Below are 22,072 nucleotides of genomic sequence, written 5' to 3' on the forward strand. Positions count from 1 at the left end.
GAGTATAATGGCGCGCTTCCATTTTCCCGCTCGGGAGCCCCCGCGATGCTGCGTATCAGCCAAGAAGCTCTGACCTTCGACGACATTCTTTTAGTGCCTGGTTATTCCGAGGTGCTTCCTAACGAAGTCAGTCTCAAAACCCGTCTTACCCGTGGCATCGAGCTGAATATTCCACTGGTCTCCGCCGCCATGGACACCGTCACTGAAGCCCGTTTGGCAATCGCCATGGCTCAGGAAGGTGGTATCGGCATCATCCACAAGAACATGACCATCGAGCAGCAAGCTGCCGAAGTGCGCAAGGTCAAGCGTTACGAAGCCGGTGTGGTCAAGGACCCGATCACCATCGACGCCGACGCTACCGTGCGCGAACTGTTCGAACTGACCCGCATGCACAACATCTCCGGCGTTCCGGTACTGCACAATGGCGACCTGGTCGGCATTGTCACCTCCCGTGACGTGCGTTTCGAGAACCGTCTGGAAGCCACTGTCCGTGAAGTGATGACGCCTAAAGAACGTCTGGTCACGGTCAAGGAAGGCGCCGACAAGAACGATGTGCGTGAACTGCTGCACAAGCACCGCATCGAACGCGTGCTGATCGTCGACGACAAGTTCGCCCTCAAGGGCATGATGACCGTCAACGACATCGAAAAAGCCAAGGCCTACCCGCTGGCCAGCAAGGACGATCAAGGTCGTCTGCGCGTTGGCGCCGCGGTCGGTACCGGTAAAGACACCGGCGATCGCGTTGCCGCCCTGGTGGCAGCCGGCGTTGACGTGGTGGTGGTCGACACCGCTCACGGTCACTCCAAAGGCGTGATCGACCGCGTTCGCTGGGTCAAACAGAATTTCCCTGAAGTGCAGGTGATCGGCGGCAACATCGCCACTGGCGCTGCCGCCAAGGCTCTGGCCGAAGCGGGCGCGGATGCGGTCAAGGTCGGTATCGGCCCTGGCTCGATCTGCACCACCCGTATCGTTGCCGGTGTCGGCGTGCCGCAAATCAGTGCCATCGCCAACGTTGCCGCTGCCCTTGAAGGCACTGGCGTTCCGTTGATCGCCGACGGCGGCATCCGTTTCTCCGGTGACCTGTCCAAGGCCATCGTGGCTGGTGCTTCCTGCGTGATGATGGGCTCGATGTTCGCCGGTACCGAAGAAGCGCCGGGCGAGATCGAACTGTTCCAGGGTCGCTCGTACAAGGCTTACCGTGGCATGGGTTCGCTGGGCGCCATGTCCCAGGCTCAAGGTTCCTCCGACCGTTACTTCCAGGACTCCTCGGCCGGCGCCGAGAAGCTGGTTCCGGAAGGCATCGAAGGGCGTGTTCCGTACAAGGGCACCCTGAGCGCGATCATTCACCAGTTGATGGGCGGTCTGCGTTCCTCGATGGGTTACACCGGCAGCGCCGACATCGAAGAAATGCGCACCAAGCCTGAGTTCGTGCGGATCACCGGTGCTGGCATGGCCGAGTCCCACGTTCACGACGTGCAGATCACCAAAGAAGCGCCAAACTACCGCGTAGGTTGAGGCTTCAAGCAAATCGTTAAGCAACCGGGGCTGTTCTATTCAGCCCCGAGTTGTTTCTGAATCACGACTGTTTCTGAATTACTTAGACGAGACTGAATCATGGCCCTCGACATTCACGCTCACCGCATCCTGATCCTCGACTTCGGTTCGCAGTACACCCAACTGATCGCCCGCCGCGTGCGCGAGATCGGTGTGTACTGCGAGCTGCACCCGTTCGACATGGACGAAGATGCGATCCGCGAATTCGCCCCTAAAGGCGTCATCCTCGCCGGTGGCCCCGAGTCCGTGCACGAAGCCAACAGCCCGCGCTGCCCGCAGGCAGTGTTTGACCTGGGCGTACCGGTCTTCGGTATCTGCTACGGCATGCAGACCATGGCCGAGCAACTGGGCGGCAAGGTTGAAGGTTCCGAGCTGCGTGAGTTTGGTTATGCCCGCGTTGACGTGGTCGGCAAGAGCCGCCTGCTCGATGGCATCGAAGACCACATCGACGCTGACGGCCTGTTCGGTCTCGACGTGTGGATGAGCCACGGTGACAAGGTCACCAAGATGCCGGAAGACTTCCACATTCTGGCCAGCACCCCGAGCTGCCCGATTGCCGGCATGTTCAACGATGCTCGCGGTTACTACGGCGTGCAGTTCCACCCGGAAGTGACCCACACCAAGCAGGGCGGTCGCATCCTGTCGCGCTTCATCCTCGACATCTGCGGCTGTGAAGCCCTGTGGACGCCGTCGAAAATCGCTGAAGACGCGATTGCCAACATCCGTGCCCAGGTCGGCACCGACAACGTACTGCTCGGCCTGTCTGGCGGTGTGGATTCCTCGGTGGTTGCCGCGCTGCTGCACAAGGCCATTGGCGACCAGTTGACCTGCGTCTTCGTCGACAACGGCCTGCTGCGCCTGCACGAAGGCGAGCAAGTGATGGCCATGTTCGCCGAGAACATGGGCGTCAAGGTGATCCGCGCCAACGCCGAAGAGCAGTTCCTCGGTAACCTGGCCGGCGAAGCCGACCCGGAGAAGAAGCGCAAGATCATCGGCCGTACCTTCATCGACGTGTTCGATGCCGAATCCTGCAAGCTGGACAACATCAAGTACCTGGCCCAGGGCACCATCTACCCGGACGTGATCGAGTCGGCTGGCGCGAAAAGCGGCAAGGCCCACGTGATCAAGTCGCACCACAACGTGGGCGGCCTGCCGGAAGAAATGAACCTCAAGCTGGTTGAACCCCTGCGCGAGCTGTTCAAGGACGAAGTTCGTCGTCTGGGCCTGGAACTGGGCCTGCCGTACGACATGGTCTACCGTCACCCGTTCCCGGGCCCGGGCCTGGGCGTGCGGATCCTCGGTGAAGTGAAGAAGGAATACGCCGACCTGCTGCGTCGCGCCGACCACATCTTCATCGAAGAGCTGCACAAAGCCGATTGGTACCACAAGGTCAGCCAGGCCTTCGTGGTGTTCCAGCCGGTGAAATCGGTTGGCGTTGTTGGCGATGGCCGTCGTTACGCCTGGGTCGTGGCCCTGCGTGCCGTGGAAACCATCGACTTCATGACCGCGCGTTGGGCACACCTGCCTTACGAACTGCTGGAAACCGTCAGCGGCCGCATCATCAATGAAATCGAAGGCATCTCCCGCGTCACCTACGACGTGTCGAGCAAGCCGCCAGCGACCATTGAATGGGAATGATCCCGCGCAAGCCTTGATGGCTTGATTGCCGGTATCGAAAAAGGCCGTGTGAACCTCGTGTTCATGCGGCCTTTTTGCGTTGTGATGGACAGTCGTCTGGCTTGCCTGCGTCCCGTGGTCACGCCCGCTTTGCTGTTTCTTTCACAATTGCGGGTGTATCGTATTCGCCTTTTGCGGGCCCTGCGCCTGCAGCAGATACGTGAGGTAGTGAGTCCATGTCCTTTACCCGTCGACAAATACTGGGTGGCCTGGCCGGTCTGGCAGTGGTAGGTGTCGGGGTCGGTGGTGCGTCGCGTTACTGGCTGGGGAAGCGGGCGGATGCCAACGCAGGGCATGACTACGAGCTGATCGCCGCGCCCCTGGACGTTGAACTGGTGCCCGGGCACAAGACCGAAGCCTGGGCCTTTGGTCCCTCGGCGCCAGGCACCGAGCTGCGGGTGCGTCAGGGCGAGTGGCTGCGGGTGCGCTTCATCAACCACCTACCGGTGGCCACCACCATTCACTGGCACGGCATCCGCCTGCCGCTGGAAATGGACGGCGTACCCTACGTTTCGCAGCTGCCGGTGTTGCCGGGCGAGTACTTCGATTACAAGTTCCGCGTGCCGGACGCCGGCAGCTACTGGTACCACCCCCATGTCAGCAGCAGTGAAGAACTAGGCCGCGGGCTGGTGGGGCCGTTGATTGTCGAAGAACGTGAGCCCACTGGCTTCACGTACGAGAAAACCCTGAGCCTGAAGAACTGGCATGTGGATGAGGAAGGTGCGTTCGTACCCTTCAGCATTCCGCGCGAGGCCGCGCGGGGGGGCACGGTGGGGCGCCTGTCGACCATCAATGGTGTGCCGCAGGCGGTGATCGAGCTGCCAGCCGGGCAGATCACTCGGGTGCGCTTGCTTAACCTGGACAACACCCTGACCTACCGCATCAACATTCCAGGCGTCGAAGCCCGGATCTATGCATTGGACGGCAACCCGATCGAACCGCGCCCGCTGGGCAAGGAATACTGGTTGGGGCCGGGCATGCGCATTTGCCTGGCGATCAAGGCGCCAGCGGCGGGTGAAGAATTGGCGCTGCGCAACGGTCCGGTACGCCTGGGGACCTTCCGTTCGGTGGCCAACAGCGACGCCCCCACCGAGTGGCCGCCCGCGCTGCCGGCCAATCCGATTGCCGAGCCGGACATGGCCAACGCCGAGAAACTCAACTTCAATTTCGAGTGGGTGGGTTCGGTGTCGGTGGATGTCGACAATGGCAAGCCGCCCAGCCTGTGGCAGATCAACGGCCAAGCCTGGGATATCACCGACAAGACCTGCGCGGACCGGCCGATTGCTACGCTCAAGAAAGGCCAGAGCTACATTTTCGAATTGAAGAACATGACCCAGTACCAACACCCGATCCACTTGCACGGCATGAGTTTCAAGGTCATTGCCTCGAACCGGCACAAGGTCGTCCCGTATTTCACCGACACTTACCTGCTGGGCAAGAACGAGCGCGCGCGCGTTGCACTGGTGGCGGATAACCCGGGGGTATGGATGTTCCACTGCCATGTGATCGACCACATGGAAACCGGCCTGATGGCCGCGATCGAGGTGGCCTGATGCGTCAGATACGCCCCGCGCAGATCATCGACCGTAGCCGTGACCAGCACTTCATGCGTGAAGCCCTGGCCCTCGCGGCCCAAGGTGCGGCCTTGGGAGAAGTGCCGGTCGGCGCGGTCGTGGTGCAGGACGGTGAGATCATCGGTCGTGGCTTCAATTGCCCGATCAGTGGCAGCGACCCCAGCGCCCACGCCGAGATGGTCGCCATCCGTGCCGCGGCCCAGGCCGTCAGCAACTATCGCCTGACGGGCAGCACGCTCTACGTCACGCTGGAACCGTGCAGCATGTGCGCCGGGTTGATCGTGCACTCGCGGATTGCCCGGGTGGTCTATGGGGCGTTGGAGCCCAAGGCCGGGATTGTGCAGAGCCAGGGCCAGTTCTTCACTCAGGGTTTTCTCAACCACCGAGTGTTGTATGAAGGCGGGGTGCTGGCCGAGGAGTGCGGGGCGGTGTTGAGCGAGTTCTTCAAGGCGCGGCGGGCCAGGCCTGCGATCTGAGGTACGACACAAATCAACTGTGGGAGCGAGCTTTTGTGGCGAGGGAGCTTGCTCCCGTCGGCCGGTCTGCGCTCGGGCGAAGCAGTCGTAAACCAGTTTCCGGTCACTGTCCGATAGTTCTCGGTGCTGGTTTTTTGGGCCGCTTCGCGCCCCAGCGGGAGCAAGCTCCCTCGCCACGGGTGTGCTACGTTATTTTTTTGCGACGATGACCGCGCGCATCGGCGCTGGCAGCCCTTCAATCGTCTTGCTGTGATCCTCGGGATCGAGGAAGTCACTGAGCGACTGGTACTTCATCCACTCCGTCCCGCGCTGTTCCTCGACCGTGGTCACGCTCACATCCACGCAACGCACATCGCTGAACCCGGCGCGGCGCAGCCAGAGCATCAGTGCCGGCACCGATGGCAGGAACCACACGTTGCGCATCTGCGCGTAGCGGTCTTCCGGCACCAGCACCTGTTGCTCGTCACCTTCGATCACCAGCGTCTCCAGCACCAACTCACCGCCCTTGACCAGGCAATCCTTCAGTGCCAGCAAGTGCTCGATCGGCGAGCGGCGGTGGTAGAACACCCCCATGGAGAACACAGTGTCGAAACCTTCGAGGTTCGGCGGCAGGTCTTCGAAGGGAAACGGCAGGTGCCAGGCATTCGGCTCGGACAAGTAACGCTGCACGGCCTGGAACTGGCAGAAGAACAGCCAGTTGGGATCAACGCCGATGACACTGTCGGCGCCGGCGCCGAGCATGCGCCACATGTAATACCCGTTACCGCAGCCGACATCGAGGATGCGCTTGCCCGCAAGGTCCAGGTGAGGGGCGACCCGCGACCACTTCCAGTCCGAACGCCATTCGGTATCGACATGCACGCCGAACAGGTCGAACGGACCCTTGCGCCACGGCGACAGCCCCATCAGCGCGGTGCGCATTTGTGCGCGGGTCTGGTCATCGCAGTCGGTGTCCAGGGTCAGACCGTTCAGCAGGTCGACTTCGCTCGGCTGGATCCTGGGCAAGGCGTCCAGAGCGCTCTGCCAGCGCTCCAGGTCGCCATGACCCTTTTCCATTTTGCTATCGAGTTGCGCTTGCAGGGTATTGGCCCAGTCGGCCAACGGGGTACCGGCCAGGCGGCGGGCGAGGGGAGACAGATCAATCATGGCAAGGCAATCAACGAGGCAAAGTTAAGACACTGGAACCACGGCACGACTTTCGAGAACCCGGCCGCCAGCAGGCGTTCGCGGTGTTCTTCGAGGCTGTCGGGCTTCATGACGTTTTCGATGGCGCTGCGCTTCTGGGCGATCTCCAGTTCGCTGTAGCCGTTGGCGCGTTTGAAGGCGATGTGCAGGTCGGTGAGCAGCGCGTGCTCCTGCTCGTCTTCGAAGCGCAGTTTTTCCGAGAGGATCAGGGCACCGCCGGGCAACAGCGACTGACGGATGCGCGACAGCAACGCGGTGCGCTGGTCCGGGGCAATGAATTGCAGGGTGAAGTTCAGCGCCACCACCGAGGCCGGCTGGAATTGCAGGGCGAGGATGTCGCCCTCGATCACTTCCACCGGCAGCAACTCCTGGAACATCGAGTCCTGGCCGTTGAGGTATTCACGGCAGCGTTCGACCATCGCCGCGGAGTTATCCACCGCGATCACCCGGCAGCCGTCGGTACGCACATGCCGGCGCAGGGCCTGGGTCACGGCGCCGAGGGAAGCGCCCAGGTCGTACAGCACGCTGTTGGGCTGGGCGAACTGCGCAGCGAGCACGCCGAGGTTTTCGACGATGGTCGGGTAACCCGGTACCGAGCGCTTGATCATGTCCGGGAACACCCGCACCACATCCTCGTTAAAGGCGAAGTCAGGCACCTGGGTCAAAGGCTGGGCGAAAAGGCGATCGGGTTGTTTGCTCACGGCGGTTCCAGCGGCGGATGTGGAAAAGGCCAGCATTTTAGCCAAGTTGGCGCGTGGATGCGCGGGTTGTCTGATAAACCGCTGGTGTTAAGGCGACTGCATGGCAGGTGAGCAGTTGTGGCGAGCGAGCTTGCTCGCGCTCGGCAGCGCGGCAGTCGCAAACCGGTCGATACATTCTGCCTGTTGAAACGCGACTAGCGGTACTGGGACGGCTTTGCCGTCCAGCGGGAGCAAGCTCCCTCGCCACGGGAGTCAGCGCGGTTTCTGGGGAAAGGCCGACGCCGCGATCCCCCATTGCCCCAGCCAGTAGCTGATGATGATCACGTAGGGCGCGGCGTCGAACGGCATCACGAAGCGGCTGATGCCGATCACGCTGTCGGAGAACACAAAGGCCACGGCGCCCGCGGCGGCGAGCAGTGCCGAACGCTTGGGGACATCGCTGCCCAGGCGGGCCAGGGCGCGCCAGAGCATGGCGCTGATGGCCGTGGCGTAGACAATCACCGGAATCAGCAGCGGTCCCAGGCCATGGGAAATCAGCAGGCTGAGCAGCAACCCACCTACGGCCACCGCCAGGATCAGCGGCAGCAGTGCCAGGCGGCGGCAATCGCTCAGGTAGGCCTTGAGGTACGCCAGGTGAGCCACCAGGAACGCGCCCAGGCCAAACACGAACAGGTCGCCGGGCCATGCCAGCAGCACGTCGCCCAGCAGGGAAAAGATCAGGCCCAGGCTGATCCAGCGTCGATACTCGCTGGGCGGTGCGTCGTGCAACCAGCCCAGCAGCGCCAGCACCGGCAGCGGCTTGACCAGCAGGCACAGCAATTCGGCGTGAACACTCACCCCGTAGAGAAAGGTCGATGCGCCCATCAGCGCCAGAATCAGCCAGCCCATGGTCAGTTCACCGTGATCGTGCAGTCGAAGGTTTGCGCCGGCTCTGCTTCCGGCTCCCACGGCTGCTGGTAGGTCAGGCGCAAGCGGCCGCTGCCACTGGCGAAGGCCTGGAATTGCCAGGTCGATTGCCCACCCGCGCCCACCAGGCCGGTGTTTTCCGGATTGGTGTACACCTCGGGACTGATCGCCCGCAGCACGCCCCCGGCCGAGTCCTGGATGGCCCAGCGATAACCCGTGGTCGGGTTGCTCGGCAGGCTCAGGATCAGGTTCTGCCCGTTGATCAGCTGCACCGGGCATTGGCTCTGTTGCTCCAGCGTCACGTTGTGTTTTGGCTGTGAGGCACAGGCGGTCAGCAAGGCAAGGCTCAAGGGCAGCAACAGGCGGGTTGGGGACATGGGGTCAGGCGCTCCGGATTTGCGACGAACGGCGAGCATAACCGAAGATGAGACAAATTGTGACAGTTAGGCCGGGATGCTGTCGTCAGTACCGCCGCCTTCGCGGGCAAGCCCGCTCCCACTGGGTTATGGTCACCCTTGTGGGTGCGGGCCGGGCGGCGTTCCGCTTGCCAGCGATATAGGCCGGTCCGGCGCTACAGCAACCTCAGAACAACACCTTCGCCACGTCCGCAAAGCGTTTGGCAAAGTGTACGGTGATGCCTTCTTTCAGGTAGTCCGGCAGCTCTTCAAAGCTGCCACGGTTGGCCTCGGGCAGGATCAGTTCGTAAATCTTCTGCCGGCGCGCGGCAATCACCTTTTCCCGCACCCCGCCAATGGGCAGCACGTGCCCGGTCAGGGTCAGCTCGCCGGTCATGGCCACGCCTTTTTTCGGCGGCTGGTTGCGTGCCAGCGAGAGCAGGGCACTGGCCATGGTCACACCGGCACTCGGGCCGTCCTTGGGGGTCGCGCCTTCCGGAACGTGCAGGTGGATGAAGGCTTCGTCGAAGTATTTCGGATCGCCACCGAACGGCTTGAGGTGCGAGGTCACGTAGCTGTAGGCGATCTCGGCCGACTCCTTCATCACGTCACCCAGTTGCCCGGTAAGTTTGAGACCTCGGTTGAGGGTATGGATGCGAGTGGCTTCGATCGGCAAGGTCGCGCCGCCCATGCTGGTCCAGGCCAGGCCCGTGATGACACCCGTGCCGGACAGCACTTGCTCGTTGCGAAACACCGGCATGCCCAGGGAGGCTTCAAGGTCCTTGGGGCCGATCTTGATCACGGATTGCGGGTCATCCATCAGCTTGACCACGGCCTTGCGCACCAGTTTGCCCAGTTGCTTCTCCAGTTGGCGCACCCCGGCTTCGCGGGCGTAGCCGTCGATCAGGGCCTTGAGGGCGTTGTCGCTGATGGACAGGCTGGTTTTCGCCACCCCGGCCTTGTCCAGCTGTTTGGGCCACAGGTGACGCTTGGCGATGGCGACTTTCTCTTCGGTGATGTAGCCCGACAGGCGAATCACTTCCATGCGGTCCAGCAACGGGCCCGGGATCGAGTCCAGGGTGTTGGCGGTGCAGATGAACAGGACTTTCGACAGGTCCAGGCGCAAATCCAGGTAGTGGTCGAGGAATTCGACGTTCTGTTCCGGGTCCAGGGTTTCCAGCAACGCCGAGGCCGGGTCGCCCTGGTAGCTTTGGCCCATCTTGTCGATTTCGTCGAGCATGATCACCGGGTTCATCACTTCGACGTCTTTCAGCGCCTGTACCAGTTTGCCCGGCAGGGCACCGATGTAGGTGCGGCGATGGCCCTTGATCTCGGCTTCGTCGCGCATGCCGCCGACGCTGAAACGATAGAACGGCCGTCCGAGGGACTCGGCAATGGATTTGCCGACACTGGTCTTGCCCACGCCCGGCGGGCCGACCAGCAGGACAATGGAACCGGCAATTTCGCCTTTGTAGGCGCCCACGGCGAGGAACTCGAGGATACGGTCCTTGATGTCGTCCAGCCCGGCATGGTGTTTGTCGAGCACCTTGCGCGCGTGCTTGAGGTCGAGCTTGTCTTCCCCGTAGACGCCCCACGGGACCGCCGTCGCCCACTCCAGGTAGTTGCGGGTCACCGCGTATTCCGGTGAGCCGGTTTCGAGGATCGACAGCTTGGTCATCTCATCGGCGATGCGTTTTTGCGCCTGTGCCGGCAGGACCTTGCCGGTCAAGCGTTGCTCGAACTGCTCGATGTCGGCGCTGCGGTCGTCTTTGGTCAGGCCCAGCTCTTGCTGGATCACCTTGAGTTGTTCCTTGAGGAAGAACTCGCGCTGGTGCTCGCCGATCTTGCGGTTCACTTCCGCGGAGATTTCTTTCTGCAGGCGCGCGACTTCGACTTCCTTGCGCAGCATTGGCAGGACTTTTTCCATGCGCTTGAGCATGGGCACGCAGTCCAGCACTTCCTGCAGTTCGCTACCGGTGGCCGAGGTCAGGGCGGCGGCGAAGTCGGTCAGCGGCGACGGGTCGTTGGGGCTGAAGCGGTTGAGGTAGTTCTTCAGCTCTTCGCTGTACAGCGGATTGAGCGGCAGCAGTTCCTTGATCGCGTTGATCAGGGCCATGCCGTAGGCCTTGATCTCATCGGTCGGTTCGCTCGGCTGGTGCGGGTATTCGACTTCCACCAGGTACGGTGGGCGATGGTGCTTGAGCCAGGTTTTAAGGCGTACGCGGGTCAGGCCCTGGGCGACGAATTGCAGTTTGCCGTTCTCGCGGCTGGCGTGATGGATCCTCACCAGGGTGCCGTAGAGCGGCAGGGCGGAGGTGTCGAAATGCCGGGGGTCGTCCAGCGGGGTGTCGACGTAGAACAGCGCCAGCGAGTGATGCTCGGACTTGGCGACCAGGTCCAGGGTCTCGGCCCAGGGTTCTTCATTGACGATCACCGGCAACACTTGCGCCGGGAAGAATGGCCGGTTGTGGATCGGGATGATGTAGACCTTGTCTGGCAGGTTCTGTCCGGGCAGGGCCAGGCCTTTGCCCGCGCCGTGGTGCTGTTCGGCGTTTTCGGGTGCGGCGTATTCGCTAGGGTCTTTCGGGAATGCTTGCTGGTCGCTCATGGGGCACCTGCGCAATGGGGTATGAAAGTTAGATGGGGCAGGTGGGGGGTGGTTTCAATGTTCAGGGGGCTTTGGGGGGGGATTTGTTTGGTAAGCGGGTTGTTACGTGGGCGTTGGCCGATTCTGTGTGTAGTGTTCAACATTGTGGGAGCGGGCTTGCCCGCGAAGGCGGCCTGACAACCAACCATTTTCTTGCAGGTGCGGTGTACATACCCGTTGCTGCGGTCATGGCGACTTATGGTTTCGCCCGACGGCGACTCACTTTTTTTACAAGCGCCTAAAAAAAGTAAGCAAAAAAACGCTTCGCCCCGAGCGTCCGGCCCCTCGCCGAGGCTCGGGGTTCCCTCGCTCCGGCATTCCTCAGGGGGCATCGCCCTCCGGTCGGCTTCGCTCGACCTCCATGCGATGTCCTCGACTGCGTCGAGGGGCGCTGCGCGCCATTCCCCTGATGAACGCCTGCGCTCGGCCTGCCGATGGGGCGGGTGGATCAAGATCAAGATCAAGAGCGGCAGGCGAGCTAACGCTCGGCCTGTTGAGTGGTGAGTGGTGTGTGGTGGTGGTGGTGGTGGTGGTGGTGGTGGTGGTGGGCTTGCTCACAAAAAAGGCGGCTACCTTGCGGTAGTCGCCTGTTTCGTTGTTGCTGCTGGCGTTTAGTTTGCCAGTTTGTACGCGATCACATAGTCGCCCATCTTGGTTCCCAGGGAACCGTGACCACCGACCACCAGCAGTACGTATTGCTGGCCGTCCTTGCCGGTGTAGGTCATGGGGGTGGCTTGGCCGCCGGCCGGCAGGCGTGATTTCCACAGTTCCTTGCCGGTGTTGACGTCGTAGGCGCGCAGGTATTGGTCCAGGGTGCCGCTGAGGAAGCCCACGCCACCGGCGGTGACGATCGAGCCGCCCATGCTTGGCACGCCGATGGGCAGGCCGATTGGCAGTGGCGAGCTGTCGCGGCTGGTGCCGTTCTTGCGTTTCCACACCACTTTGCCGGTGGTCAGGTCGATGCCGGCCACGTAGCCCCAGGCCGGCGCCTGGCACGGTACGCCGATCGGCGACATGAACGGGTGCATGATCACCGCGTAAGGCGCGCCCGTGTTGGGTTGCACGCCAGCGGTCTCGCTCTCGCGCTTGCTGCCTTCCGCCACTTGGGCACGGGGCACCATTTTCGAGACGAAGGCCATGTAGTTCGGGCTGGTGAACAGCATCTGGCGCACCGGGTCGACGGAGACGCCGCCCCAGTTGAACACACCGACGTTACCCGGATAGATCAGGCTGCCCTGTTCCGACGGCGGGGTGTACTGGCCGTCGTAACGCAGTTCCTTGAACTGGATGCGGCACAGCATCTGGTCGAACGGGCTGGCGCCCCACATGGCTTTTTCAGTCAGGTCCGGAGCCAGCAGGTTCAGGTCCGAACGCGCCTGGGTCGGGGCGGTACGGTCGCCAGGCACCGCGCCTTGTGGCGCGGCGACCTCGCGAATCGGCACGATCGGCGTACCGTCGCGACGGTCGAGCACGTACAGGCTGCCCTGTTTGGTCGGTGCGATCAGCGCCGGCTTGATGCCATCGGCGGTTTTCATGTCCAGCAGCGTCGGCTGGCTGCCGACGTCCATGTCCCACAGGTCATGGTGGGTGAACTGATAGTTCCAGCGCACCTTGCCGCTGGCCAGGTCCAGCGCGACGATGCCAGCGCTGAATTTCTCGGCGCCCGGGGTACGGTCGGCGCCCCATTGGTCAGGGGTCTGGTTGCCCAGAGGCAGGTAGACCATGCCCAGCTTCTCATCGACGCTGGCCAGGGACCACATGTTGGCCGAGTTGCGGCTGTACTGCTCGCCCGCCGGCAAAGGCTCGGTGGCGTCTGGTTTGTCGCTGTCCCAGTTCCACACAAGGTGACCGTCACGCACATCAAAGGCGCGGATCACACCGGAGGGCTCGTTGGTCGACTCGTTATCGGTGACGTGGCCACCCATGATCACCAGGTCGCGAGTGATCGCGGCAGGCGAGGTGGAGTAGTAGCCGCCCGGGGTGAACGGGCCGATGCCCTGGGTCAGGTCAACCACGCCTTGATTGCCGAAGCCTTCGCAGAGTTTGCCGGTGTCGGCGTTCAGGGCGATCAGGCGTGCATCGGCGGTTGGCAGGTACAGGCGACGCGGGCAGGCCTGGGCAACGGCCTTGCCGGCGTCGGAGATGACGGCGGTCGAGGTATCTGCCTTGGCGTAGGCATTCTCGTCATAGTAGGAAACGCCACGGCAGGTCATGTGGGCGAAGCCCTTGAAGCCCACCGGGCTCTTGATCTGCGGGTCGAAGCGCCAGATTTCCTTGCCGGTATCCGGGTCCAGTGCCAGCACCTTGCTGTGGGCGGTGCAGGCATAGAGCATGCCGTTGGCCTTGAGCGGGGTGTTCTCGTTGGTCAGTTCCACCGGGTCACCGGCGGTCGGCAGGTCGCCTGTGCGGATGCGCCAGGCTTCCTGCAGCTGGCCAACGTTGTCCGGGGTGATCTGCTTGAGTGGCGAGTAGCGGTCGCCGAACTCGGTACGGCCATAGGCCTGCCAGTCGCCATCGGGCATTTGCGGCGCGGTACTGCTCATGTCGGCGCTGTCGCGACCCAGTTCACCGAGGATTTCACCCGGGTGGGTGAACTGGCTGGCCAGGGCCGTGGCCCCCGCCAGCACCACGGCCACGCTCAGCGCGCCGGTGCCCAGCGGTGCAGCGCCATTGCGCAGCAGCGGGCGGCGGAACCATGGCAGCAGCATCACCACGCCCAGGGCGAACCACAGTGACAGGCGCGGCACCAGTTGCCACCAGTCCAGGCCCACCTCCCACAGTGACCACGCGGTACTGGCCAGCAGCACCAGTGCGTACAGGCCCAGGGCCGCACGATGGCCGGCGAGCAGCAGAATGCCGGTCAGTACCAGGCCGGTGCCGGCCAGCAGGTAGTACAGCGAGCCGCCGAGCAGGCTCAGCTTGATCCCCCCGGCCAGCAAGGCCAGGCCCATGAGTAGCAGCACAATGCCGAGCAGGCTCGGCATCAGGCGGCTTGGACTTGAAGCACCTTCAGTGCTCATAGTGCGATTCTCCGTGACGTTTCAAGTAGTCCCGCGCCTGTTCACTGTAGATGACGAACAGGCGTGGGCAGGGTTCGGTTACTGCGGGTCTAGAAGGACGACTGCACCTTGATCCCGCCGATCAGTGCGTCGTCGACCTCATTCACGCCACCCGGGTGGCGGATGTATTGCAGGTTTGGGCGCACGGTCAGCCAGTTTGTGACGTGCACGCCGTAATAGAGCTCGGCGCTGTATTCGGTGTCTTGCGGCGGCAGATACGCCGGGTCGTCGTAGTCGAAGGCAGCGTGGGCCTGGTTGCTCGCCTCGGCGTTCTTGCGGTAGGCCGGGTTGACGTGGACCCGGGCGATGGCTGCGCCGATGTCGTCCTTGGCACGGGCATCGAACAGGCCTTTGTAGACGACGCCGGCCTGGACGTAGTTATCGATGGCGTTGGTTTTCTTGTCGTGCATCGTGCCGTTGGCGAACACGCTCAGGCCGCGCGAGTGGTCGCTGGCAACGCTGGTCAATTGTTGCTGGATACCTAGCCACAAGCCGTGCTTGCTCGATGCGCTGCGGTACGCCTCGCCACTCAAGGCCGCCGGCTGGCCGTTGCTGTCCTTGTAGACATCGCTGGCGCTGGCACTGCTGTAGTAGTAACCGGCGCGGTATTCGCCTGGCAGGTCATTGAGTGTCGGCGTCCATACCAGCTCCACCGGCACGACGGTGCCCTGGGTGCCGCTGCCGCTGAGCTTGAAGCCGTTGTCCTTGTCCAGGTTCGAGGGGTTCTGCTCATAGGCCCCGATTTGCGCGTACAGCTCGGGTGTCAGGTGATACTTGACCCGCAGTGCCCATTGGCTGACCGGCCAGTTGTACCAGATGCCTCCGGCCCAGTTGCCGACCTGGGAGCCACAGAACGCCAGGTTCTGGAAGTCACAGGGGAAGCTGTTGAAGTCTTCGCCCTCGCCAAAGCGGCCGGCCTTGATGTCGAGTTTTTCATCGAGGAATTTCTGCTGGTACCACATCTGCGTCAGGCGCGTGGTCTGGCCACGCCCCCAGACTTCCTGGGCCGAGGTGAAGCCACCGACCCGCGGATCGTTGATCCGGTCGTTGCTGATGTTGTTGCCGCTGCGCTTGGTGATGGTCAGTTGAAACTCGGCATCGTTCCAGCCGAGGATCTTTTGCAGGTCCAGGTGGCTGCCGAAGGCGAACTGGTCGCTGTAGCGCGCGGTGCGGTCCTGGTCGTAGCCGCCGTGCAGGTTGCTGCCCATTTCGCCGGTGTAGTCGACTTTGAAGTCGTAACCTTGTTCCGCCAGTTCGCTGCGTGTGCCGTTCCAGTCACCGAGCATCCACGGCGACTCGCTATCGAAGGCCGGGGCGGCATGGGTGCAGGTGGCGAGGCCCAGGGCGGTGAGGCCACTGAGCAGGCTCAGGGCATTTCGGCGGGCAATCGCTGTTGAGACAGCGCTGTCTTGTGAGGTCTGAAGGTCAGGCATAAAGAAGAAATTCGGGTCTTTTTCTATAGGAGAGAGCGGAACGCGCAAGGGGGTGAAACGCTCGGGAGAAACGTTTCAGCTTGAGGGCGCAAGGATAATGATCTGTTACAAATAGAGAAAGGGCTTTTCTCGACATGAATCCTTTCGGATTCGGTAACAGTCAGCCGGGGAGGAAACATCGCCTAGAGTTAAGGCTGTGCCGCACAGAATCCTTCCACCGCCGGGCCCCCTCGGCTAAGGTGCGCGCCTTCCTTACTTTCTTTGTTCAAAGGCCCGGCATGACCGAACACAACACCAACCCGCTGCACGGCGTGACGCTTGAGCAGATTCTCAATGCGCTGGTCCAACACTACGAGTGGTCGGGGTTGGCCGAGCGTATCGATATTCGTTGTTTCAAGAGCGATCCCAGCATCAAGTCGAGCCTGACCTTCCTGCGCAAGACGCCGTGGGCTCGTGAGAAAGTCGAAAAGCTCTACGTGAAACTGATGCGCACCAAACGTCCGCTCTAAGGAAGATCGATGCCTGTCGAGCTGACTCGAGGCTCTCCCACCGGGAGCGGTTTTATCCGTCTGGCTGCCGTGCTTGGCTGGTTGGGCCTGAGCATCCAGATGTACCTGGTGTTGTACGGGCGCTGGAGCGTCGAGGCCAGCTTGCTGGGCGGACTGGTGAGTTACTTCAGTTTCTTCACGGTGTTGACCAACACCCTGGTGGCGGCGGTGCTGACCTGTGCCGTGACCTCGCGGCAGTCCAGGGGCCGGCGCTGGCTGTTGCAACCTTGGGTCAGCAGCGGCATCGCCGTGAGCATTGCCGTGGTCGGCCTGGCCTACAACCTGTTGTTGCGGCACTTGTGGCACCCGCAGGGCTGGCAGTTCGTGGCTGACGAATTACTGCACGACATCATGCCGTTGGTGTTCTTGCTGTACTGGTGGCGCTGCGTGCCCAAGGGCACCCTGCACCTGGGGCACATCGGGTTGTGGGTGATCTACCCGCTGCTGTATTTCGCCTACGTCATGCTGCGCGGGCATTCGCTGGGGTGGTATCCGTACCCGTTCATCGACGTCGACACGCTGGGGTATGCCCAGGTGTTCATCAATGCCGCAGGGGTATTGCTGGGTTTTGTGCTGATGGCGCTGCTGGTGATGGGACTGGATCGCTGGTGCGGGCGGCGGGGTACGGCCCGAGGCCGGTAGTGCCGCCGATGCTGCCCACCCTCAATCAAATGTCAGTGTTGCCCCGTGGCGAGCGAGCTTGCTCGCGCTGGGGAGCGAAGCGCCCCCGACAAGGCGCTTGCAGGTCTTCAGATAGAACCCGGTGAGTGGTTTTGGGGCTGCTGCGCAGCCCAGCGCGAGCAAGCCACAGGGGTGAGTGTTCGCTAGTCCTCTGTGTGGCGAGAGCAAAGACCGTTAGCGGGAGCGGGCTGGCGACGATCAGGCTTCGTCGCTGTCTCCCAGCCGCCAGTAGCCGACGGCCTTGACCCGCTGCTCGTCCAGGCCATGCTCATCGAGCAGTACCCGGCGAACCTGCCGCGAGGCTTTGCTTTCCGTGGCGACCCAAGCATACAGATTGCCCTTGGGCAGCTGCAGTTGTTTGACCGTGGCCAGCAGGTTGTCCTTGCCCGCTTCACGCAGCACCCAAATGACATTGACCTGGGCTGCGCTAGTCAGGGCTTGCTGCTCGGCAGCATTTTCCACTTCGACCACTACCAGCGCGCATCGGTTGGCCGCCAGGCCTTCCAGGCGCCGGGCGATGGCGGGCAGGGCGGTTTCGTCACCGATCAGCACGTAGCTGTCGAAGATGTCCGGGACCACCATCGAGCCGCGCGGCCCTCCGATATGCAGGCACTGACCGGGTTTGGCCTGTGCCGCCCATGTCGCGGCAGGGCCGTCGCCGTGCAGGACGAAGTCGATGTCCAGTTCCAGCGTGTCCAGGTCATAACGGCGGGGCGTGTAGTCGCGCATCGCAGGCATCGCCCCGTGGTCCTTGCCGGCGCCCAGCACCAGGGTTTCCAGTGTTGCGTGCTCCGCGGCGGTTTGCGGGAAAAACAGTTTGACGTGGTCGTCGGTTCCCAGGCTGACAAACCCCGCCAGTTCCGGCCCGCCGAGGGTGATGCGGCGCATGCGCGGCGTCAGGTCGACCACCCGCAGCACGTGCAGGCGGCGACGTATGAGTGCGTGGCTGACGCGGTGAATGGTGCTGGCGATCAGTTCGCTCATTCGGCGTGCTCCTGAGGGCCGTCAACGATGGCCTTGGCGGTGTTATTGAGCAGGTCACGTACCCGCAGGATTTCTGCCGGGCTCCAGCGCCCGTGATGCATCTGCAGGGCATGGCGCAGGTTGTGCACCGCTTCGTGGATCTCGGCGGGGCGGTCGTGGCCGCGCAATGAGCGCTTGCTCACCTCGATGCGCATGCGCACGCCGTCCAGGGCGATGGCCTGTTCGCTCAATGACAGGCGCCCGGCCTCGGTGATGGCGTAGCGTTTTTTTCCGCCAGCGGCATCGCCCAGGATCATTTCGCTTTCTTCAAGGAAGGTCAGGGTCGGGTAGATCACCCCGGGGCTGGGGCTGTAGGCGCCGTCGAACATGCTCTCGATCTGGCGGATCAGGTCGTAGCCGTGACATGGCTGTTCGTTGATCAGCGACAGCAGCAGTAATTTCAGATCGCCAGGGGCGAACACACGGGGGCCGCGTCCTCCACGTTCACGGCCGGGACCTGGGCGCTTTTCGAAGCCGTCGCGGCCGCCAGTGTGCTCGCGGTGGGAATGATGGTCGCTCATTTTCCGTTATCTCGTCGTGTTTAGACATAACTTAAGATATATCTTAACTGGGCGCAAGAAATCAGGACCAACGGTGCAAGACCAGCGCAACCCCTTCACGACAACAAGGAGCGGCGGGATCCGGTCGGGAGTGGTGGTTTTTTGATCGAGGGTCGATCAGAGGAAAACAGTATCGGGTTCACAGTTATCGATTTGGGTTTAGTGCTAACTCTCTAATAGTACGGTTTGGGCCTTTATTTATAGAGGGGGGGCGACTAGTCTCTTTAAAGTTAAATGGCCGTTGGCCATCTGTGTGGTATTTCGAGCCGATCTGTGTGTCATCTGTCTCTGACGGTTGTTGTTATGAGTTGTTGTTTTTCATGATTTTTTCCTTGTCTTCGTGTGTCGGTATAACTACACGAAGGGCGGAACTTGCCTGCTTACTTTAATGGGTGGTTGGTTGATCATGTTTCGGCATTGAAAGTTAAGACAAAACGCCATTGCGGCGCATGACTGCTCTTCAGTCTGTTGTCATTTTCAATGATCAAACCCTTTAAAAAGACAGGTATTGAATGATGTTCAAGAAAATCGCGATTGCTGCTCCATTGGCTGTTCTGGCATTGAGCTCTTCCATGGCGTTTGCTGCAGAAGAAGTACGTAGCTCCATCAACATCAGCGCCACCATTCCAAGCAAGGTATTCCACGCCCAGCCGGTGAATCCAGACTTCGGTAAAGATGAACAAATGGCCTACAACCTGGTCGATGGCACCCTGAGCGCTCTGCGTGCGGCTTACGATATCCGGCACACCAACGGCTCGGTCGGTGCTTACGTGGAGGGTGGCCCGCAACCTTTGTTCAACGGTGCCAACAACATCGAGCTGACCTACACCTTCAATGGCGTAACCTTGACCGGCGCGTCTGAAGAAGTGGTAGGCGATGCCGAGTCCAACGGGGGCATGCGGGCTGATCTGGTGATTGCCGCAGCCAAGCCAACAGCCACTCAGACAGGTCTTTATACGGCCAATCCGGTTGTGATTTTCGATGCCATCCCGCGCGTCTCTCCGGTTACGAATTAAGGTTTTTCTTTGTTCGTTAACGCTTGAGGCTTAACGGTCGACGGGTAATCACTACCTGTCGATCGTGTTTAACGCACTTATCTTCAGAGTATTTCGTTCATGTTCCCGATGACTCCCATCGCGATGGCGCTCGCCCTTTTTTTCAGCGCAGCGGCTTCAGCCGCGCCTGCGGATAAAGGTCATACACCTCGAAGTTTACTGGCGCAGGCCAAGGGGTTGCCGAGCGAGTTCGAAGAGCACTTTTTTGATGTGCCATTGGCGGTGCGCGTGGAACTTGACCAACAATTTCTTGGTGAGGCAATGGTGGTGCTATCACGCGATGATCGCCTCACACTTGTTGACTTCGCCGATGTCAGTGATAGCCAGATCAACGCCAGCGAACGCGACACTTGGTCGAACTATCTTAAACAAGGTGTGGCGCTGGGCGGCTGTCAGAGCAAATGCCCGGAACAGCTACTTGCCGTGCACTACAGCCTTGAAAACTCACTGGTCTCGATCCTCACGGAAAACGCCGAGCGCGATGACCAGGAACAGCGTTACTACGCACTGCCCGAAGGCGGCAGCAGCGGGTTGATCGTGCGCAATCAGCTGAACCTCAATGGTGGTCAGAACCAGGACCTGGGTGGGCGCTATGGGCTTGAGGCCAGCAGCAGCCTGGGTAACTGGACTCAAGCGGTAAACATTCAACTGTCCCGCCTGGGTGGTCTGGATCACCAGCTCTATCACGCGGTGAATGAGCTCTACACCCAGCGCGAACTGGAGGGCAACTTTTTGCGCCTGGGCTTGTTCACGCCCTCGTCCGAAGGGTTGACCCGACAACCGCGCACCTTTGGCGCCAGCCCCGACACCGCATTTGGCGTCATGTACGGCAGCTCTGACAGTCTGGCTATCAACAATCCGAAACCGGCGGTCTATCCGATTTATGTCACTGCCAATCGCCAGGGGTCGGTGGAGATCTACCGCGACGGCTTGCTGATCAATACCCAAGCGGTGCCCGCCGGACTACAGACCCTCGATACCCGACCGCTACCAGGCGGAATCTATGAAGTGGAAGTACGCCTGATCGAAGACGGTCAGATCACCTCCAGCACTCAGGAATTGGTCTATAAACCCAACAATTGGCGTGATCATGACCAACGCTGGCGCTACAACGTGTTCGCCGGTCGTGAGTCCGAGCTGCTTAGCAACTGGGACGAACAGGACGAAGGCGACATGACCGCCGGTGCGGCGTTCAACTTCCTGCTGCACCCCCGTGTCATCCTGGGGCTGAGCGGGCGGCAGGTGCGCGACTCCTTGCAGTACGGCACCTCGGTCGACTGGGCCATCGTCAATAATGCAAGTCTCTATGCCAATGTCTACCAGACCGAGGACTACGGCACCGGCCTTGATGTACAAGGGCTCTACTCCTATGGCAGCGGCAGTATTGTCGCCAGTCACAACCGCAGTTGGCTCGACACAACCCGGCTGTACGACACCCTGCCCGATGGCACGCAGGTGCGGCAGCGCAATGTGTATGTCGGCGAGACGAGTAACTCATCGCTGTCGGTGAATCATCGTCTGACCAGCAAAAGTTCGATTAATGCCCGAGTCTCTCACAGCGAAGGCAACACCGAAGGTGCAGGCCTGGACCTGGGATGGACCCAGCGCACACGGTTGTTTGGCAGCGATGCTAACTGGCGGCTTGCACTGTTCGACCGGCCGGGCAGTTTCAGCTCGGGTGATGATAGGAACCGGGGCATTGACCTGAGCGTCAACATCGCCCTTGGCGGCCCGGGTGAGCAGATATCCGGCAGTATCGGCACCCGTACTGCCCGCGAAGGTGGCCGAGATAACAATGCATCGATTACCTATCGCAAAGACCTTCAGGATCACCTGCTGCAAAGTGTGTCGGCCACGGCCATTACCGATACCTACGGCGTCGGTTTGAATGCCATGGCAACGATGCAATCGGACCTGGTCAACGGCGACGGTTTTATTCAGCGTTCGTCTTACAACAACGATCTCACCGGCGGTCTTAACCTGGACAGCACCGTGGCCGTCGGCGCACGCAAGATGGTTATGACCAGCCAGTACCACCGCGATGGCGCCGGCATGATCATCGATGTCGAGTCGGACATCGACGGTATTGTCCTGCGTGCCGACGACTTTAGCGGTGGCAGTGCGGTGTTGCGTCCGGGGCGTAACTTCGTGCCCATCACCGCTTACAGAAGCAGCTCGGTGAGCTTCGATTTCGAAGGCAATCATGTGCCTGCCGCGACCATTCAGCCGGCCCGTTCCAGCTATCACCTGAACAAGGGCGGCGTGGAGTACCGCAAGATCACCGTCAGCAAAACCGTCACCGTGCTCGGACGCTTGGTCGACCCCCAGGGCAAGCCGCTCAAGGGCCATCACATCATCAACCACGCCAGTCGTGGCGTCAGCGAAATCGACGGCTTCTTCTCCATGGAAATGAACGCCGGGTCACCCACCCTGGAGGTTCGTTCCGGCAACCAGTTGCTCTGCCAGTTCCGTCTCGATCCGGACAACGCTCTTCGGGAAAACGATGTGCTGATGATTGGTGATTTGCGCTGTACGCCGGAGACGTTGGCGGATGCCGCTGGCAATGCCGAGACGGCGGGTTAAGTAGCCGTCGAGGCT

17 protein-coding genes are annotated in these 22,072 nt (G+C 61.6%); 8 read left to right on the forward strand and 9 right to left on the reverse strand.

Annotated elements, in window-relative coordinates; all coding sequences use genetic code 11:
- Window positions 1-45: 45 nt before the first annotated feature.
- The 4 genes from guaB (at window position 46) to tadA (ending at window position 5,281) form a co-directional block, all read left to right on the forward strand.
- A complete protein-coding gene (guaB, locus tag CKW25_RS13670) occupies window positions 46-1,515 on the forward strand; it encodes an IMP dehydrogenase (RefSeq protein ID WP_095079969.1) in 1,470 nt (489 codons plus the stop codon).
- 99 nt (window positions 1,516-1,614) lie between these two features.
- A complete protein-coding gene (guaA, locus tag CKW25_RS13675) occupies window positions 1,615-3,192 on the forward strand; it encodes a glutamine-hydrolyzing GMP synthase (RefSeq protein WP_095079971.1) in 1,578 nt (525 codons plus the stop codon).
- 215 nt (window positions 3,193-3,407) lie between these two features.
- Window positions 3,408-4,784 carry a multicopper oxidase family protein gene (locus tag CKW25_RS13680; protein WP_095079972.1) on the forward strand — a complete coding sequence of 459 codons (1,377 nt, stop codon included), beginning with the start codon at window positions 3,408-3,410 and terminating at the stop codon, window positions 4,782-4,784.
- The gene (gene tadA / locus CKW25_RS13685; RefSeq protein WP_095079974.1) at window positions 4,784-5,281 is read left to right on the forward strand and encodes a tRNA adenosine(34) deaminase TadA; all 498 of its coding nucleotides are present in this window, start codon (window positions 4,784-4,786) and stop codon (window positions 5,279-5,281) included. Before CKW25_RS13680 ends, tadA begins: the two co-directional genes overlap by 1 nt.
- A 189-nt stretch (window positions 5,282-5,470) precedes the next feature.
- On the opposite strand, the gene cmoB is transcribed toward tadA, so the two are convergent.
- From cmoB to CKW25_RS13725, 7 genes are all read right to left on the reverse strand, one after another.
- A complete protein-coding gene (gene cmoB, locus CKW25_RS13690; RefSeq protein ID WP_095079976.1) occupies window positions 5,471-6,427 on the reverse strand; it encodes a tRNA 5-methoxyuridine(34)/uridine 5-oxyacetic acid(34) synthase CmoB in 957 nt (318 codons plus the stop codon).
- Window positions 6,424-7,203 (reverse strand): carboxy-S-adenosyl-L-methionine synthase CmoA, encoded by a 780-nt coding sequence (gene cmoA, locus CKW25_RS13695; protein ID WP_172736508.1) that lies wholly within the window; start codon window positions 7,201-7,203, stop codon window positions 6,424-6,426. Before cmoA ends, cmoB begins: the two co-directional genes overlap by 4 nt.
- A gap of 216 nt (window positions 7,204-7,419) precedes the next feature.
- Window positions 7,420-8,055, reverse strand: a complete 636-nt coding sequence (locus CKW25_RS13700) for a lysoplasmalogenase (RefSeq protein WP_095079979.1) — start codon at window positions 8,053-8,055, stop codon at window positions 7,420-7,422.
- 2 nt (window positions 8,056-8,057) lie between these two features.
- Window positions 8,058-8,450: a protease inhibitor I42 family protein gene (locus CKW25_RS13705; RefSeq protein WP_095079980.1), complete on the reverse strand. Its 393-nt coding sequence runs from the start codon at window positions 8,448-8,450 to the stop codon at window positions 8,058-8,060.
- A gap of 205 nt (window positions 8,451-8,655) precedes the next feature.
- Entirely contained in the window at window positions 8,656-11,076 is a 2,421-nt protein-coding gene (lon, locus tag CKW25_RS13710; RefSeq protein WP_095079982.1) for an endopeptidase La, read from the reverse strand.
- Between the two features lie 650 nt (window positions 11,077-11,726).
- Window positions 11,727-14,135, reverse strand: coding sequence for a glucose/quinate/shikimate family membrane-bound PQQ-dependent dehydrogenase (locus CKW25_RS13720; RefSeq protein WP_095079983.1), 2,409 nt, complete (start codon window positions 14,133-14,135; stop codon window positions 11,727-11,729).
- Window positions 14,136-14,224: 89 nt separating this feature from the next.
- The gene (locus tag CKW25_RS13725) at window positions 14,225-15,607 is read right to left on the reverse strand and encodes a carbohydrate porin (RefSeq protein ID WP_095079984.1); all 1,383 of its coding nucleotides are present in this window, start codon (window positions 15,605-15,607) and stop codon (window positions 14,225-14,227) included.
- Window positions 15,608-15,885: 278 nt separating this feature from the next.
- Between CKW25_RS13725 and CKW25_RS13730 the strand changes: the two genes are divergently transcribed.
- Together CKW25_RS13730 and CKW25_RS13735 are read left to right on the forward strand one after the other, a co-directional pair.
- Window positions 15,886-16,116, forward strand: coding sequence for a VF530 family DNA-binding protein (locus CKW25_RS13730; protein WP_095079985.1), 231 nt, complete (start codon window positions 15,886-15,888; stop codon window positions 16,114-16,116).
- Window positions 16,117-16,125: 9 nt separating this feature from the next.
- On the forward strand, window positions 16,126-16,797 hold the full coding sequence (locus CKW25_RS13735) for a Pr6Pr family membrane protein (RefSeq protein ID WP_095079986.1): 672 nt from the start codon (window positions 16,126-16,128) through the stop codon (window positions 16,795-16,797).
- 237 nt (window positions 16,798-17,034) lie between these two features.
- Here CKW25_RS13735 and CKW25_RS13740 read toward each other — a convergent pair whose 3' ends face one another.
- On the reverse strand, window positions 17,035-17,820 hold the full coding sequence (locus tag CKW25_RS13740; RefSeq protein WP_095079987.1) for a siderophore-interacting protein: 786 nt from the start codon (window positions 17,818-17,820) through the stop codon (window positions 17,035-17,037).
- Window positions 17,817-18,380, reverse strand: coding sequence for a PadR family transcriptional regulator (locus CKW25_RS13745; protein WP_095079988.1), 564 nt, complete (start codon window positions 18,378-18,380; stop codon window positions 17,817-17,819). Before CKW25_RS13745 ends, CKW25_RS13740 begins: the two co-directional genes overlap by 4 nt.
- A gap of 554 nt (window positions 18,381-18,934) precedes the next feature.
- On the opposite strand from CKW25_RS13745, the gene CKW25_RS13750 reads away from it, so the two are divergent.
- Together CKW25_RS13750 and CKW25_RS13755 are read left to right on the forward strand one after the other, a co-directional pair.
- Window positions 18,935-19,435, forward strand: coding sequence for a CS1 type fimbrial major subunit (locus CKW25_RS13750; protein ID WP_095080059.1), 501 nt, complete (start codon window positions 18,935-18,937; stop codon window positions 19,433-19,435).
- Between the two features lie 99 nt (window positions 19,436-19,534).
- Entirely contained in the window at window positions 19,535-22,057 is a 2,523-nt protein-coding gene (locus tag CKW25_RS13755) for a CS1-pili formation C-terminal domain-containing protein (RefSeq protein WP_095079989.1), read from the forward strand.
- Window positions 22,058-22,072: the final 15 nt, after the last annotated feature.

Source organism: Pseudomonas sp. Irchel s3h17 (genome assembly GCF_900187505.1).
In the GTDB taxonomy this organism is placed as follows: Bacteria; Pseudomonadota; Gammaproteobacteria; order Pseudomonadales; family Pseudomonadaceae; genus Aquipseudomonas.